Source organism: Clostridium sp. (genome assembly GCF_016650035.1).
Lineage (GTDB): Bacteria > Bacillota > Clostridia > Clostridiales > Clostridiaceae > Clostridium_AD.
Map to the genome: position 1 here is coordinate 21,492 of NZ_JAENWM010000036.1, position 15,797 is coordinate 37,288.

General features: G+C 30.9%; 15 protein-coding genes. 3 read left to right on the forward strand and 12 right to left on the reverse strand.

The features are described from left to right. Positions 1–2: 2 nt before the first annotated feature. The 11 genes from JJD95_RS10220 to JJD95_RS10270 form a co-directional block, all read right to left on the reverse strand. The gene (locus tag JJD95_RS10220; protein ID WP_291642913.1) at positions 3–1,400 is read right to left on the reverse strand and encodes a glycosyltransferase; all 1,398 of its coding nucleotides are present in this window, start codon (positions 1,398–1,400) and stop codon (positions 3–5) included. A 2-nt stretch (positions 1,401–1,402) separates the two neighbouring features. Next, positions 1,403–2,476 (reverse strand): HEAT repeat domain-containing protein, encoded by a 1,074-nt coding sequence (locus JJD95_RS10225; protein WP_291642914.1) that lies wholly within the window; start codon positions 2,474–2,476, stop codon positions 1,403–1,405. A 14-nt stretch (positions 2,477–2,490) separates the two neighbouring features. Next, on the reverse strand, positions 2,491–3,612 hold the full coding sequence (locus JJD95_RS10230; RefSeq protein ID WP_291642915.1) for a hypothetical protein: 1,122 nt from the start codon (positions 3,610–3,612) through the stop codon (positions 2,491–2,493). A 12-nt stretch (positions 3,613–3,624) separates the two neighbouring features. Further along, on the reverse strand, positions 3,625–5,763 hold the full coding sequence (locus JJD95_RS10235) for a family 2 glycosyl transferase (protein ID WP_291642916.1): 2,139 nt from the start codon (positions 5,761–5,763) through the stop codon (positions 3,625–3,627). Between the two features lie 344 nt (positions 5,764–6,107). Next, the gene (locus JJD95_RS10240) at positions 6,108–6,437 is read right to left on the reverse strand and encodes a hypothetical protein (RefSeq protein ID WP_291642917.1); all 330 of its coding nucleotides are present in this window, start codon (positions 6,435–6,437) and stop codon (positions 6,108–6,110) included. 103 nt (positions 6,438–6,540) lie between these two features. Next, a complete protein-coding gene (gene cax / locus JJD95_RS10245; protein ID WP_291642918.1) occupies positions 6,541–7,587 on the reverse strand; it encodes a calcium/proton exchanger in 1,047 nt (348 codons plus the stop codon). Positions 7,588–7,606: 19 nt separating this feature from the next. After that, positions 7,607–7,756, reverse strand: a complete 150-nt coding sequence (locus JJD95_RS10250; RefSeq protein ID WP_291642919.1) for a hypothetical protein — start codon at positions 7,754–7,756, stop codon at positions 7,607–7,609. Positions 7,757–7,767: 11 nt separating this feature from the next. Beyond that, positions 7,768–8,307: a rubrerythrin gene (gene rbr, locus JJD95_RS10255; protein ID WP_291642920.1), complete on the reverse strand. Its 540-nt coding sequence runs from the start codon at positions 8,305–8,307 to the stop codon at positions 7,768–7,770. Between the two features lie 133 nt (positions 8,308–8,440). Further along, positions 8,441–9,316, reverse strand: a complete 876-nt coding sequence (gene sdaAA / locus JJD95_RS10260) for an L-serine ammonia-lyase, iron-sulfur-dependent, subunit alpha (protein WP_291642921.1) — start codon at positions 9,314–9,316, stop codon at positions 8,441–8,443. 46 nt (positions 9,317–9,362) lie between these two features. Next, positions 9,363–10,040, reverse strand: coding sequence for an L-serine ammonia-lyase, iron-sulfur-dependent subunit beta (sdaAB, locus tag JJD95_RS10265; RefSeq protein WP_291642922.1), 678 nt, complete (start codon positions 10,038–10,040; stop codon positions 9,363–9,365). A gap of 154 nt (positions 10,041–10,194) precedes the next feature. Beyond that, the gene (locus JJD95_RS10270) at positions 10,195–11,853 is read right to left on the reverse strand and encodes a nucleoside kinase (RefSeq protein WP_291642923.1); all 1,659 of its coding nucleotides are present in this window, start codon (positions 11,851–11,853) and stop codon (positions 10,195–10,197) included. Positions 11,854–12,034: 181 nt separating this feature from the next. On the opposite strand from JJD95_RS10270, the gene JJD95_RS10275 reads away from it, so the two are divergent. The 3 genes from JJD95_RS10275 to JJD95_RS10285 all read left to right on the forward strand — a co-directional run bounded on the left by JJD95_RS10275 (position 12,035) and on the right by JJD95_RS10285 (position 14,125). Continuing rightward, on the forward strand, positions 12,035–12,667 hold the full coding sequence (locus tag JJD95_RS10275) for a DUF421 domain-containing protein (protein WP_291642924.1): 633 nt from the start codon (positions 12,035–12,037) through the stop codon (positions 12,665–12,667). After that, positions 12,668–13,048, forward strand: a complete 381-nt coding sequence (locus tag JJD95_RS10280) for a DUF4363 family protein (protein WP_291642925.1) — start codon at positions 12,668–12,670, stop codon at positions 13,046–13,048. It abuts the gene before it with no gap. A gap of 129 nt (positions 13,049–13,177) precedes the next feature. Next, positions 13,178–14,125 carry a ketose-bisphosphate aldolase gene (locus JJD95_RS10285; protein ID WP_291642926.1) on the forward strand — a complete coding sequence of 316 codons (948 nt, stop codon included), beginning with the start codon at positions 13,178–13,180 and terminating at the stop codon, positions 14,123–14,125. Between the two features lie 292 nt (positions 14,126–14,417). Here the strand turns inward: JJD95_RS10285 and JJD95_RS10290 are convergent, their stop codons facing one another. Continuing rightward, the gene (locus JJD95_RS10290; protein ID WP_291642927.1) at positions 14,418–15,455 is read right to left on the reverse strand and encodes a nucleoid-associated protein; all 1,038 of its coding nucleotides are present in this window, start codon (positions 15,453–15,455) and stop codon (positions 14,418–14,420) included. Positions 15,456–15,797: the final 342 nt, after the last annotated feature.

The following is a 15,797-nucleotide window of genomic DNA, read 5'->3' on the forward strand; positions in this document are numbered from 1 at the left end:
TTTTAACCTTCCTTAGTATAAAATGATTTTCTTTTTATTGTTCCCCACTCTTTACTTCCATTTTTGAAATTTAAAAATGATATAACCCTCCACCATACTGTTATTTGCCTATAAACAATTTGCTCAAAAAAACTATATATAACCAGCTTTGTGATTTCTTTAAATCCACTATATCTTTTATAGGAGAATTCTTCAAACAATATGGCCGATAAGGAAAATAATATTCCATATAAAAAAGCCATGAGGAAAACAAATATAAAGAATTTTGAAAGTGTTCCAGTAATAATTGAAATTATAAGTATTACATAACCTACCATTTCAATTACGGGCCCTAACATTTCTACTAGTACGAAGTATGGCATTGATAAAATACCTACAGTACCATAACTAGGATTAAACATCATTTTTTTATGTCTTAAAATCGAATCAGTAAGTCCCCTATGCCATCTTATTCTTTGACTCCTTAGTCCCTTTAATGTATCTGGTACTTGGGTCCAGCAAACTGCATCCGAGGCAAAATCTATTTTATACTTAAGTTTATTCGTTCTATAATATTCATGCATTTTCATTGTAAGTTCCATATCTTCACCAATAGTTTTACTATAACCTCCAATTTTTACCACAGCCGATTTTTTAAATACACCAAATGCGCCTGAAATGATAAGTAATGCATTTATTCTTTCCCATCCGATTCGGCTGGTTAAAAAAGCTCTAAAATATTCTATTATCTGAAACCTTACTATAGCTTGTTTAGGTAATTTAGCTTGTAATAACTTGCCATCTTTTATAGTACACCCATTAGCAATTCTAACTATGCCGCCTACTGCTATAGTATCCTCATATTTCAAAAATGGTTTTACTATTCGGAGTAATGCATCCTTTTCTATGATACAATCTGCATCTATACCACAGAAAAGTGGATACCTAGATAAATTCACACCTGCATTTAAGGCATCTGCCTTTCCTCCATTTTCTTTATTTACCACCACAAGGTTAGGTAATATAAAAGAACCATATACCGCCTTTATTTCCTTGCAGTCCACCTGCATATTTATTTCTACATCTATTTTTCTTAATTCAAAATGATCAATTACGCTTTCTAAGGTTTTGTCCTTTGAACCATCATTAACAATTATAATTTCAAACTCAGGATAATTCAATTCTAAAAGTGAAGTTATATTATCTATAATAGTTGATTCTTCGTTATACGCAGGAACTACTACTGATATAGGTTTAGTATAATTGCTAATTATGGTAACATCATTATTTATAACTTTAACAAAACTCCTTAATTTCCTAGAAGATAAAAGAATCAAAATTATATAAAACATACTTATTATAAAAAAGTAAAAAAGTATTATTTTACTATAGACTGAAATTATATTAATTATTATATTCATAATTACACCTCTAAATTCTTTACAATATTATATACATGTTTATTGGAATTCAAAAAATAATAGGCTAAGTCTGATACTTTTTTATCTTCTTTTTCAAGGGACAAATCAATGAGAGTAAATAATCCTTCTTCTCCCATAGCCACAATAGATTTTACTGCATTATATCTTACCCACCATTCACTATCCTTTGTCATTTTTAACAATGTATCTTTTACTCTTTCAATTTTAAAATTGCTAAGACCCCTAGCAACCGCAACTCTTACTTGCCATTTTTCTTCATTTTCATATGTGCTTATAAGTTCATTAATATACTTTTCATTTTTGCTAGTACAAAGAGCAATAATAGCAGCTATTTTTACCTCACTTTCATCCTTTAAGAATTTTAGGAGTCTATCCGAATTAATTTCATTTTTAATCTCTTCTTTTACCATTATATTTTTTATAAAAACAGCTTTTCCTTCTATGGTTTCTTCTTCTTCTAATAGATTTAACCATTCTTCAAATTTAAGATTATACCTACTGAGAATTTCTATAATTCTATCACTTATAATTCTTGAAACAACTAATTTTTTAATTGCAATTTCTGTTTTACCCTCTGGAAGCTTTATAAGAGATAAGCCAAAAAAACTGATGTAACTTATATCCAAATCCTCTGACTCAGCCAATTCAATTAAAGTATTGTAAGCCGTTTCCACTCTCATAAATGCAAGTTTTCTTACATAAACTATAGAAACTTTTCTTTGAATTTTTTTAATTAAAATAGCATCTAATTTAAGCACTATAAATTTTTCACTTATATCTACATTGTTTTCTTCGCTGTAATCTACCATTATATCTATTACTACATTTCGGTAAAAATTGCTTTTTAATGATTTTCCCACTTCTTGTAGCTTGTCTTCATTTTCAATATAAGCTAAAACTTTAGGTTTTAACAGATTCATAGCCTTTTCATATTTATAATTTTTAATTTTATCCACGGTAATCTCATAATAAATAGCTAGTAATAAAACTATATCTACTATTATCAAAACATATATATTTAGTATTATAAATGATTTAATATTGTTTGAAAACATATTTTCTCACCACTCTAATTTATATTTTTTAAAACATTTTCAATTAATGGGTAATATACATTCCAATAAAAATAATTTTGATTTGAATCTTCGTCAAATGTTGTGGTTTTATTAAATAATTGTACTCCAGAGGCGTTATAAATTTTAGGTGTAGAATTATTATCTGCAAAATCGCCTGCAAAGTAATAGCTTGTATATGAACCTATTTTTCTTACTATGGCAGGGAATTCTGATGGCAAGTTATGCGTGCTAAGTAGTTCCTTCCCTTCCTCTGTTACATCTAGCTTATAACTTGCAAGAACCTCTGAATCTTTATCTGCCTTCGTTATTTCAAACCAATAATAATAATTCACATTATTTTTAACCATAAATTCATTTTTTGCACTTTCTATAAAGTTTATTTTATTAAGTCCCTTTGCAAGTTCCACATCTCGCCTTAGTACTATGATTTCATCTTTCGTGCTTGTCAAAACTATGCCATCCCCTTTAAATTCCCACTTCTCTCCCTGTTGCATTGCATAATTTTCTTTCATCCAATTAGGTATTTCAGTGTTTTTTTTTGAAAGATCAGGAAAATATCTTCCTATCCACCCATTCCACTCCACCCCAAATATACCTTGTATTTCTTCTCTTACTTTACTATCTGTAGGACTAGCTAAAATATTAAATTCCCCTATTATGGTATTATTGTCTAATGCATTTTTAACGCTAGCTACTTCCGCATCTTTTGTCCCTCCATAAATAATTTCAGACCTATTCCCAGCTGCATTATTCTTATAAAAATCTTCCTTATATACTCCATAGGTATCCGTAAGGTAAATAAGGTCTGGCTTTCCAATGTTTTCTGGAGTCTCTCTTATTCTATATTTTTCATTTTCCAGCGGAAAAAATCCGTAGTAATCACTATCATAGTTAAATGTGGTATTTGACTCTCCATTTTTAATCTTTAAATTATTTAATATCCACATAAAACCTTTATGTTCTCTATAGGTGTTATCAGGAACTGTTTTATCAATTATTACTACCTCAAGAGTTTTTGATGCTTTAATCTTCCAACTTATAAATGGAGAGGCTGCTATAATTAAAATTACTGCTATTACACTACAAATTTTTATTAAACTTCTTCTTTTTTTCATAGTTTTGCCCCTTTATTTATATTTTTTAAAAGCATCTTTTAATATATAGTAAGATGCTTTTAATCTTTCATGATATATTGGTATTTCCCATTCTTTTAAGTTATACATATTCATTTTTAATTTATTAATTGAAATCTTATCTTCTAGAACCCCTACACCAGCACTTATTCCTTGGATTTTAACTGGTTTTATCCCATCTATATGCAAATCATCCATAATCATTTTTGTTGATGGATCCATTACATTAAGAAGCTGCCAAGGTATTCTTATTTCAACTATATTCCCTTTTATCGTAAAATCTGCAAGGGAATTATAATCACTACTTTCAGGATTTCCATTGCCAAACTGCAGTTTTCCTGTTTCGTATTTAGTAAAAGGTAGTTTAACCTTATCCTGTGGCAAATAAATTTCTCTGCTCACGCATAAATACATAGGCACAAAGACACCACTATTTTTCATATCATACTCTTTAACCTGAGGAATCTCATTAAGTTTTTCCCCATAAATATACTGAAAACTGTCATAGTAAGGATCTACAAGTATTTGAGATTTTCCTTTTCCATTTATAGATATTATAAAATCAGCGGCTTTATTAAAATTCATTCCATTATAACTAAGATTTCCTTGATTTTGCACTGTATCTATGGGAATAACTAGTTTGTCTACATTGAAATCAGCTTTTGAGCTTTTTGCCATAAAGTAAACATAGGCTTCATCAGATTTCATATAAAGCTGCGTCCCGTTATTTTCAGATATGGGAACGCTACCTTCCCACTCCAATATATCTCCGTCTACATAACTGGCGCTTTCACTCTCACCTGAATCAAAGGCTAATAATCCAAAATGCTGTTCATTTGTCTGCTGATTATTCCAATAAGACCTTCTATTAGGTAAATCTAAATCCATGGTGTTCCACGTTCTCTTAAACCATTCATCTTGAAATGAAAATACCAAGGCTCCCGCATAACCTTCTTCATATATATCCTTTAACATAAATGTATCCATTTCACCTTGAGCTTTTTCTGAAACATTTCCTTGATTAAATCCCATATAAATATTATCATGTGCCTTACCCCTAGATGCTGGTATTCCAAACTCTGCCACCAAAATAGGCATGGTGTGCTCTTTTTTTAAGTCTTTTAAATAAGCTTTGTACGTATCTATTTTGCCATTACTATCTTTAAAACTTATATAATCTTTCTGATAATTCATAGCATCAGGATAATATGGGTAAATATGATATGATGCAAAAAGTCCTGTTTTAAAACTATCTTTTTTCTTTATATGTTCTGTATTTACTGAAACCACATCTTCATATTCAAATGGTTCATTTGGATGGCTAAGCATGTCTGTTGTCACCCAATTTGTGAAACTTACTGGCCTCTGCATCTTGTAAACTTCAGTTTCATAATCTATGCAGTAATCTCCAGTTTCACTCAAGAAATTTTCAAATGGTGAAGCTCCTTTACTATATAGATATTTGCCATCATAATTAACCTTGCTTTTGTTATTATCATTAGTTGTAATAACAAACCCCGGGTCCCATTCTATACCTAAAACATACCCTATCACATAGGGAGACAAGTCCTTTTCATAAATTCCATAAGCATGTCCAGGTGTTTTTTTAATTATTTTATTTCCATGAAGCACATCTATAACTGATTGTATATCCTTTTTGAAATTATCCACAATTACTGGATTATATGCATCCTTATATTTAGCCATATCTTCTTCATTAACCCATACTCCTTGAATAAGATATAGAGGTTTTTCCGCACTTTCATTGTATTCATAAAGAGCATTATAAAAATCTGGTTTTAAAATGGTATATACTCTTATGGTATTTGAATTCATATCACCAATATACTTAAACCATCTTAAGTAATCTTCCTTAGTTATGCCAAATTCCCCCGGGAAATACTCTGGTTTCGCCGCTCCAATATTTACCCCTTTAATAAATTCCTTTTGCCATTTTTTATCTTTATAGATATAGAAGTATTGAGAATCCACCTTAGACATGTACTCTATTGAATCTTCATCTTTAAACATGGATTGGGTCGATCTTGTTTTATTAAAATATATTTCATAACCTACAAAGCCAATAAATACAACAAATATCAATACAATTATTGTAAACTTTTTTTTCTTCATTAAAATTCCCCCTATACTATAAGCTTGATACTATTTTAGATATTAATAATAATAATAATTAACTAACTATCATTTCAGATAGTTCATTATACCATTTTTTCTCAAAATCGTAATCATATTTCACTATATTTAGACATTTTTTTTATTTCTCATCTGCTAAGTTACATAACAACAATATCAGGCCTTCAATTATTTTTTCACTATTTATAAAACAATAAAACATCATGAAATTTACCACCCGTCGCTATATATTTAATTATAGAAAAAAAGCACCTACAGCTTAAACACTTTTTTTATAAGTGTCTACTCTATAGGTACCAGTTTAATATTTATCATACTCTCCTTTAATCTTTTAACTGTAAATCTTCTTCGATCTCTGTCTCTATATAATCTATTTGAAGCTTGCACTTCATAATTTCATTTTTCATTTTACAGTAAGACATGTAACTATAGCTTGCGCCATCTAATACTTTTATTGCCTCATCTATAATATCGCCCAAATTATCCGCTCTTTTAAGTGCATCCTTAACATCACTCTTTTTAGAAAGTGCGATCTTATTTAATTCATCCGCACCACCTATGAGTAGCCTATAAGAACTAACTAATTTAGTCAACATATCTGCCAGATTATTTATATCGTTGTAATGATTTTGTATAACCCTTCTGTGTGACAAATAATCACCCTATAGTCTTGATATCCATTAAGTATATTATTCTAGAGATAAAATTATGCTAAGTACATAAAAATATAATATTCGGTAATTTACTTTCATGTGCCTAGACAATATAATAATAGGCTAGTGTAATTATCATATAAGAAGTAATTAAAATGCTTCCTTCTAGCCAATAAGTTTTTCCATCCTGAAACACTAAAAATGACATTCCTACCGCTATACCACACATTATTATATGGAATACAGGAAATAACAGGGTCATATTAAGTCCCATAAGCGACGAAAATACTACCAGCACAGGGGTAACAAACAATGAAATTTGAATGCTTGACCCTATAGCTATTTCTAAGCTCATGTCTACTTTGTTTTGCATTGCACACATTATAGTAGAAACATTCTCCCCTATATTGCCAAGGAGAGGAATTAAGATTATACCGATGAACTCTTGTGATATATTATAGTCTTTTGTAAAATCTCTAATGTTGTATATCAACTTTTCACTTGTAAAGTAAAGTAATACAGATATGCAAATTAAAATTATCGCACTTTCGATAACACTCTTATTTACAGTGCTTTTTTTCTCTTCTATATACTCACTAATAACAAATAAATTGTTATGGGTATATAATGAGAATATTAATCCTAAGATATAAATACCTATGAGTAGAAACGCAACCTTCACACTTATTGATATAATTACTGCATCTAACACTACAGAATACCTATTTAGCGTTGCTATAACTATCATAGATGACATTGCTAGTAATAACATATTAAAGTTAGTACGTGCTATTATGCTATTAAAGTTTTGCTCTTTAAACTTAAATCCTCCAAATACCACTGCAATTCCAAGGCCTAAAAGCATATTATTTATGATTGATCCAATTAAAGAAGCTTGAACAAGCGGTATCATCCCATACTTTATTGACCATATTCCCATCATAAGCTCTGGAATATTCCCCACCGTGGCTGCTAAAAGTCCTCCTTTTTTCTGTCCTATATAATCTGATATTTTAGTAGTTTGATCTCCCAGCAAAATAGCAAGTGGTACTATAGCTATAGAATATATCATTGTATTTAGTAAACTTGAAGAAGTCCTTATAAATAATAAGAAAATTACAAGAAGCATAAAAATATAGGTTTTTTTCATTTAAAACACCAAGCTATCATTATTTTGTACTTTCATTCACATATTCTTCATCAATGTCTGCAAAAATATTTGTATTTATATCCCTATATCTATCATTGTAATCCTCATCATCTAAAGACATTACAGGTACCACTGGTACTAAATAGTAGGTGGGGTAATAAATTTTCATGTTCACTCCTCCTATTTGTAATCTTCGCAATATATTTTAAAATAAGCTCTTGGAAACTTACATAGTGGGCAAATAGCTGGTGCTTCCATTCCAATATGAATATACCCACAATTCATACATTGCCATTTCACTTCTTTGTTTCTCTTAAACATCATTCCTGCCACAAGATTTTCATATATTTTCATATATCTCATCTCATGACTTTCTTCTACTTCCTGTAATTCTTTATAAAAATCTGCAATCTCTATAAAGCCTTCTCTTCTAGCCTCTGTTTCAAATTGTTTATATAACATGTCAGTCTCAAAAGCTTCTCCTTCTGCTGCCGCTTTTAAATTATCTGCTGTACTTTTGTTCATTTTAAGAAACCTATTAAAAACTTCTCTTGCATGAGCCTTTTCGTTATTTGCCGTGGCTTCAAAAATAGAGGCTACATACTCATACCCCTCTTGCTCAGCTTTTTCTGCATATAATGTATATTTATTTCTTGCTCTTGATTCTCCAGCAAACGTTTTGAGAAGATTCCCTTCCGTTTTACTACCTTTTAATTGCATTTTGTTCCTCCATTAAATTGTTTATCTTCTTTATTATTCTATTCATTATGTTTTTAAAGGTTACTTTTAAAAAAGAGAGGTACATCCCTTTGGAATGCACCTCTCATAATTTTAATAATATATACATATAAATTTATTCCTTGAAAATTTCCTTTGCCAGATTTAGACCTGTAGGGGTAGTAGCACATCCACCCATAGCAGTTTCTCTTAATTCACATGGCATTTGCTTTCCTACCTTATACATAGCTATTACCATATCATCAAAAGGAATTCTACTAGTTACACCACACATAGCTAGATCCGCTGTAGTTAAAGCACTTACCGCTCCAGCTATATTTCTTTTAGCACAAGGCACCTCAACTAAACCAGCTACAGGATCACATACTAGTCCTAATATGTTTTTTAGCACAATAGCTGCTGCGTTTAATGCCATAGCAGGCGTACCACCCATCATTTCTACCACAGCTGCAGCTCCCATGGCAGCAGCAGATCCACATTCAGCTTGACATCCACCTTCAGCTCCTGCTAATGTAGCATTTTTAGCTATTATAATTCCTATACCAGAAGCTGTGAACAAGGCATTAATTAGGTCCTCTTCAGTTTTATGGAGCCTCTCTCCTGCTGTAATAACTACTGCTGGAATTATTCCACAGGACCCAGCTGTAGGTGCCGCAACTATTTTACCCATGGCTGCGTTCACCTCTGAGCAAGAAACAGCTCTAGCCATTGCTTTTACCATAAATTCACCCGTAAGTGTATTCTCAGAACTGGAATACCTATTCAGCTTAATAGCATCTCCACCTATTAACCCACTTATTGATCTAGTTTCATTTGTAAGTCCATATTCCGCGGCTTCCTTCATTATATTAAGATTTGCCCTCATCTTTTCAATAATCTCAGCTCTTGTAAGTCCACTTTCTTCCTGTTCACACATAATTGTATATTCCCATATCGGTATGTTTTTTTCTTCACATATACTTAATAATTCTATTCCTTTGTTTGCAAACACAATCTTCCCTCCTTGCTTTCCTTTATATTACAGTTTTCTATGGGTTTTAGGACTGTAGCACTGGTGATATTTCTTTTATATTGTAAACATTTCCCAAAGATTTGATTTTATCTAATACACCTTTAGGCACTATAGTATCTGTTTCAAATACCATAGCTGCATTTAACCCTTTACTGTTTCGATACACATTCATAGTTGCTATATTTATATTTTCATCAAACAATACCGTACTAACTTTTGAAATCATACCTGGAATATCCTTATGACTAATTATAATCGTTGGGAAGTTACCCCTAAATGCAATTGGTTGTCCATCAACTTCAAATATTAAAATATTCCCTCCCCCAACAGATGACCCTACAATTTCAACTATTCTCCCACTTTTTTTTGTTATGATAAATTTTACTGTATTAGGATGAACATCCCCCAAATCTCCTGGTATAAATTCTACAAATAGCCCTAGTTCTTCTGCTATTCCTAGTGAATCCTTTAGCTTATCATCCCAAGGATCCATTCCTAAAATCCCCGCCACAAGAGCTTTATCTGATCCATGCCCCTTATAAGTTTTAGCAAAAGACCCATGTAGAATAAATTGCACCGATGCAATGTTTTTCCCCGCAATTATAGACGCAACCTTTGCAAGTCTAGCCGCGCCTGCTGTATGAGAACTTGATGGCCCTATCATAATAGGACCTAATATATCAAACGCAGTATAATTTTTCATTAGTTTCCTCCTAATTTCTCTCTGCACAATACAAAACAATTATTAATTATTTTGCCTCGCAATAACAAATCTTATTCTTTAGCAACCAAATAATAAGCATGTAGGAATGTCCTACTATTGGAACATCCTACATGCCGAACCTTCATGGCTTATTTTAGTATTGATAAAAACAGCTTCCGCCGGTGAATTCTCTTATTATTGAATTATCTGGTACCAAATCTTTATCTACCTCTTGAAAAAAATTCAAAAAACTTTTTAATCTAATAGCTTCATAATATACCGGACTTTCAGGTCCGATTTTATCAAGCTCTGCTAGTGCAAACTTCTTAAGCACACAAAGCTCATAAACTACACTAGAATTAAACATTACATCTGCCTGTTCTTGAAACACAAAAATGTTTTTTTCCTCGCCACGTTTTACAGAAGGCCACATTTTAAGCGTATCTTCAACGCCGTATCCTCTTGATAAATAATCTCTCACTATTCTTCTTGTCATTCTTACGTCTGTTGTAGAAATCCTGTTGTGGTCATCTAAATTAAGCTGTGTTAGTGGGCTTATATATATTTTAAATTTACTATCCATAGCTATGGACGAAGTTAATATTTCATTTAATCCATGTATTCCTTCTACAATCATAACACCATTATTAGGCATTTTTATTTTATTTCCGTGCCACTCCCTTTTCCCTGTTCTAAAATCAAAACTTGGTATTTCAACTTCTTCACCTTTTAGTAATAATTCTAAATCCTTGTTAAAAAGCTCTAGATCTAGTGCATATATAGATTCAAAATCATATTCCCCATTCTCATCTCTTGGAGTTAATTCCCTATCAACAAAATAATCATCTAAGGAAATAAATACAGGCATTAAGCCATTGACTCTTAATTGAATCCCTAGTCTCTTTGAAAAAGTAGTTTTTCCTGAGGAAGATGGCCCTGCTATAAGAACTATCTTTACCTTATCCCTCTTATTAATCATATCTGCAATATAAGCAATTTTCTTTTCATGAAGTGCTTCTGCTACTCTAATTATATTAATAATGTCACCCTTTACTACTTCATCATTTAGTGCACCAACATTTCCAACCCCTAGTATCTTGCCACATTGCTCTGCCTCACGAAATACTTTAGCTAGTTTTTCATGCTTGTGAAATTTAGGAATCTTATTTGGGAAGGCACTAGTAGGATATCTTAATATAAATCCCGGCTCATAGTATATTAAATCGAAGGTTTTTAATATGCCTGTTGAATAAGCCATGGGGCCATAAAAATAGTCATATCTACCATCTAATTCATAAAGCTTCACCTCTTCTGAATTAACATATTTTAATAGCACAACTTTATCTTGCATATCATATTTGTCATAAATTTCTACCGCTCTCTCTTTTGAAATGCCTATTTTCTTTATAGGAATATCAGCCTTTATTATTTCGTTCATTCTATTTTTTATTTCATAAATATCATCAATATCTAGCGTAGGAGTCTTATGAATCTCTCCAAATAAACCTTTACTTAAAGAATGCTCAATACTAATTTTAGCACTAGGAAACAAATCCGTAACTGCTTTTATTAACACGAACTGAAGTGTTCTAACGTATGTCATCATTCCAATTCTAGTTTTAATATCAACAGTGTCAAAAATTCCATTCTCGTTGATACTAGTTCCTAGCTCATAAAGTCTATTGTTAACCATACCTAAAACTACTGGTATATCACTTAATAAACTATTATTTTTAATTATATCATTTAATATAGTTCCCTCTTGAACTAAAACCGTTCTTCCATCTTTAAGTTCTATATTGAAGTTATTCATACCATCATCCCCTATTTTTCGGTGTTTACTACTATTATACTTTAATTTTCAAAAAATGTATCATGTACCCCTTATATTTTTTGAATTTAGAAGGAAAATATACTTAATATATTAATGAGGTGATATTACGTTTATTATAATAATCAGAACTTTCTTCTTATATTTTACAGTAATATTTATTATGAGACTTATGGGCAAAAAACAAATAGGTGAACTTGAGCCTTTTGAGCTTGTAATTGCACTAATGATTTCTGAGCTTGCAACCTTTCCCATGACAGACACAAGAATACCATTACTACATTCTATTATCCCAATAATTACTTTACTATTTCTACAAGTAGGTACTTCCTATATTGAACTAAAAAGTGAAAAGGCTAGAAAAATACTCACAGGCACTCCAAGTATACTAATTAGAAATGGCAAAATTGATATCAGTGAGCTTAGGTCTCAAAGATTTAATATTAATGATTTACTAGAAGAACTAAGATTAAAGGGGTATTTTAATATATCAGATATTCAATATGCTATTTTAGAGACTAGCGGAGAACTATCCATAATGCCAGTAACGCAGCAAAATGCTGTCACTAAAGCTGACTTAAAAATGAAAACTGAGCAAGAGTTATTACCTATACCTCTGATTATGGATGGTAATATAAATTATAAAAATTTGAACCTTTTAGGTAAAGATGACACTTGGCTAAACTCTATACTAAAACAAAATAACATTTCAAGTGCAAAAGATGTTTTTATAGGCACATTAGATTCTAAAAACAAGTTTTATTATCAACTTAAAGAAGGAAAGGAAAATTTATAAATGAAAAACGCTATAATAGCTTTGTGTCTTTTTGTTATAATGCTTATAGGAATATTTATATCTACAAATGCTATAAATCGCAGTTGCAACCATTTGCAAGACTTGAATTCTCAGCTAGAAAACTATATACTTAAAGAGAACTATGAAGATGCATACGATTTATCACTAATTTATATTGATGAATGGAAAAAAGCATCTAAATTTTTAACCATTTATATTCATCATGAAGACTTAAATTATTTAGACAGTGAGATTTTAAAATTAACTCAATATACAAAAATCAAAGATAAGCCAGAGGGCCTGGCCACTGTACATGTTATGAAATATCTTATAGATAAAATCATGTATCATGAAAAAGTATCTATAAGCAATGTTTTTTAATTTAAGTTCATAATTTATAATAAAAGATTAGAAATTAGTTGATTTATAGCTTATAATTATGTTATATCATAAAATGTCCCAAAGGGACAATGTATGTCCCTTTTACAAAATTTGAAAGGTGGAATTAACATGGCATTAGTTACTACTACTAATATGTTTAAAAAAGCTCTAGAAGGAAATTACGCAATTGGTGCATTTAACATCAATAATATGGAAATAATTCAAGGAGTTGTAGATGCTTGTGCAATTCACAAGTCAGCTGTTATACTTCAAGTATCAGGCGGCGCTATGAAATATGCTAGACCTACTTACCTTAGAAAAATGGTTGAGGCAGCTATAGAAGACACTGGTCTTGATATTGCACTTCATTTAGATCACGGTTCTGATCTTGCTCAATGTAAACTTGCAATAGCTTCAGGATTTACTTCAGTAATGTATGATGGTTCTCATCTTGATTATGAAGAAAATGTAAGAACAACTAAAGAAGTAGTTGAATTTGCTCATTCTAAAGGCGTTGTAGTTGAAGCTGAACTTGGAAAGCTTGCTGGAGTTGAAGATGCTGTTTCAGTTTCTGCAGCTGATGCAACTTATACTGACCCAGAACAAGCAGTAGATTATGTAACTAGAACTGGTATTGATTCACTAGCTATAGCTATAGGAACAAGCCATGGTGCTTATAAATTTAAAGGCGAAGCTAAACTTGATTTTGAAAGATTAGCTTTAATCACTAAAAAATTAGAAGCAGCTGGGTTGCATAACTTCCCAATAGTTCTTCACGGCGCATCTGCAGTAGAGCAAAGTTTTGTTACTATGATCAATGAATTTGGCGGACAAATGAAAGGCGCAAAAGGAATTCCACTAGAAATGCTTAGAAAGGCATCTTCTATGGCTGTTTGTAAAATAAACATGGATACTGATTTAAGACTTGCTATGACAGGTTCAATAAGAAAAGTTCTTACTGAAAATGTTGGTGAAATAGATCCAAGAAAATATCTTGGAGAAGCAAGAAAGAACATTACTAAATTAGTTGAAGGTAAAATCACTAATGTTTTAGGTTCTGCTAATTCATCTAACTAATTTTAATAAACTAAAGCCACCTAGTATTTATACTAGGTGCTTTTGTTTATTGTTTTTTTATTATTCTAGTGTTCTTATACGCAAAAAAAAGTATATGTTACGTATAATGCATTTGAACAAGCCTTAGAACTTCTTATCATATTTTTAAATAAGATGCGTTTAGAAAAACATATGTTTGAGCGACAGCGAGTTTATGTTTTTTAGCAGCTTAATTAAAAATATTATTAGAAGTTCTTAGCGAAGTGAACGCATTACTCGTATTGCAATACGCGTAACATATACTTTTTCATCTTTATTTTTCTATGTAATTAGTTACATGTTTGATGACCATATTAATGGTCCCATCACCATTCCTTTGTATTTCAAAGCGACTGTTATCATTGTATGTTTCTTCATTTACATATAAATCTATGTCTTTATCAATTTTTAGTCTTACCCTTTTAAGTCTTTTATCTATCCACTGTTTATCAAGACTAATATTTTCGGAAATCCCTTGTTCTGCTATAAACTCAACAAATTTTTCCCCAGTAGCATTATTTTCAGGAAACATTTCCTCTGACAATTCTCTAATATCTAAATTGTCCTCTTCCCTCAGTTTTCTTTTAATAGTACTTCTAACAGCCTCTGCTTTATCAGCATTTTCAGGGAAAGTATTTTGAGTCCATTTTTCAGCTGACTTCACAAAATTTTTAGTAACATCTCTTTGGTTGTCAAATGTTGTGCAGCCTAAATAATTTTCTGTAAAATAATCAGATCCATATTCTTCATTTTCTTTACTTTTACTTTTTTTATCAATAATCATTAAGTCAAAATTATTTTCTTCTCTGATTGGTTTTATAAAAGCACATTTTTGTATCCTTTGAGCCGAACCAGGGAGACCAGTGAACTGTGGCACTATATCAATTCCTAATTTATTATCTACAAATTCGATAGTATGAACGTAATTTTTAATATAATCCATTTTAAACATACCAAGGATTGGTCCAAACTCAGTAGTAAAAGATACCACTATTAAGTCACATGAAGGGATACTCCCTTTTGTCCTCATTAAAACAAACATCTGTTTTGCCAGTTCCTTAGATACTGAAAGTAAGTTATTCTCACCGTTTAAGTATTGTTGGGAAAAGTCTTTTACTATGTTTGTGTCTTCATTAAAAATTCCATATTTTATTTCTTCATCCTTTAAACATTTTTGAATATGTTTAAGTAGAAAATTATATTTTTCTTCATCTAATTCTAGGGCATATTCATTCAATATAGGTTCATCCGCATTGTTATCTAAAACATGAATAATTGCCTCATTTATATTAATTTCTTTTATGTACTCCAAAAAAACACCACCCTAATATTTAATATGCCTATTCATTATACTATCTGATACTCCCACGCCTAAAGGCATGGGGTTCTTAAATACATTATCTTCTCCTATACTCTCATTTATATAAAAACTATAAATTACAACATATAAAAACTAAATGACTTCTCTAAGACTTTTACTACCGATTATCCCAATGGATAAATTAACGATAGTTTAAAGGCTCATATCAAAACCTTATTTTTTTTATATTCCCATGCTTGATATTTTCTTATTGTCACTACTTAATAGTCTATTAATTTCTTTATCATGAAGCATCTTAAAATTACCGTATTCGCTAAAACACTTTTCTCTATC

What these genes read in the sequence shown, in the direction of transcription:
- JJD95_RS10220 (WP_291642913.1), bottom strand. Translation starts at nt 1,400, where the DNA reads ATGAATATAATAATTAATATAATTTCAGTCTATAGTAAAATAATACTT.
- JJD95_RS10225 (WP_291642914.1), bottom strand. Translation starts at nt 2,476, where the DNA reads ATGTTTTCAAACAATATTAAATCATTTATAATACTAAATATATATGTT.
- JJD95_RS10230 (WP_291642915.1), bottom strand. Translation starts at nt 3,612, where the DNA reads ATGAAAAAAAGAAGAAGTTTAATAAAAATTTGTAGTGTAATAGCAGTA.
- JJD95_RS10235 (WP_291642916.1), bottom strand. Translation starts at nt 5,763, where the DNA reads ATGAAGAAAAAAAAGTTTACAATAATTGTATTGATATTTGTTGTATTT.
- cax (WP_291642918.1), bottom strand. Translation starts at nt 7,587, where the DNA reads ATGAAAAAAACCTATATTTTTATGCTTCTTGTAATTTTCTTATTATTT.
- JJD95_RS10250 (WP_291642919.1), bottom strand. Translation starts at nt 7,756, where the DNA reads ATGAAAATTTATTACCCCACCTACTATTTAGTACCAGTGGTACCTGTA.
- rbr (WP_291642920.1), bottom strand. Translation starts at nt 8,307, where the DNA reads ATGCAATTAAAAGGTAGTAAAACGGAAGGGAATCTTCTCAAAACGTTT.
- sdaAB (WP_291642922.1), bottom strand. Translation starts at nt 10,040, where the DNA reads ATGAAAAATTATACTGCGTTTGATATATTAGGTCCTATTATGATAGGG.
- JJD95_RS10270 (WP_291642923.1), bottom strand. Translation starts at nt 11,853, where the DNA reads ATGAATAACTTCAATATAGAACTTAAAGATGGAAGAACGGTTTTAGTT.
- JJD95_RS10275 (WP_291642924.1), top strand. Translation starts at nt 12,035, where the DNA reads ATGAGACTTATGGGCAAAAAACAAATAGGTGAACTTGAGCCTTTTGAG.
- JJD95_RS10280 (WP_291642925.1), top strand. Translation starts at nt 12,668, where the DNA reads ATGAAAAACGCTATAATAGCTTTGTGTCTTTTTGTTATAATGCTTATA.
- JJD95_RS10285 (WP_291642926.1), top strand. Translation starts at nt 13,178, where the DNA reads ATGGCATTAGTTACTACTACTAATATGTTTAAAAAAGCTCTAGAAGGA.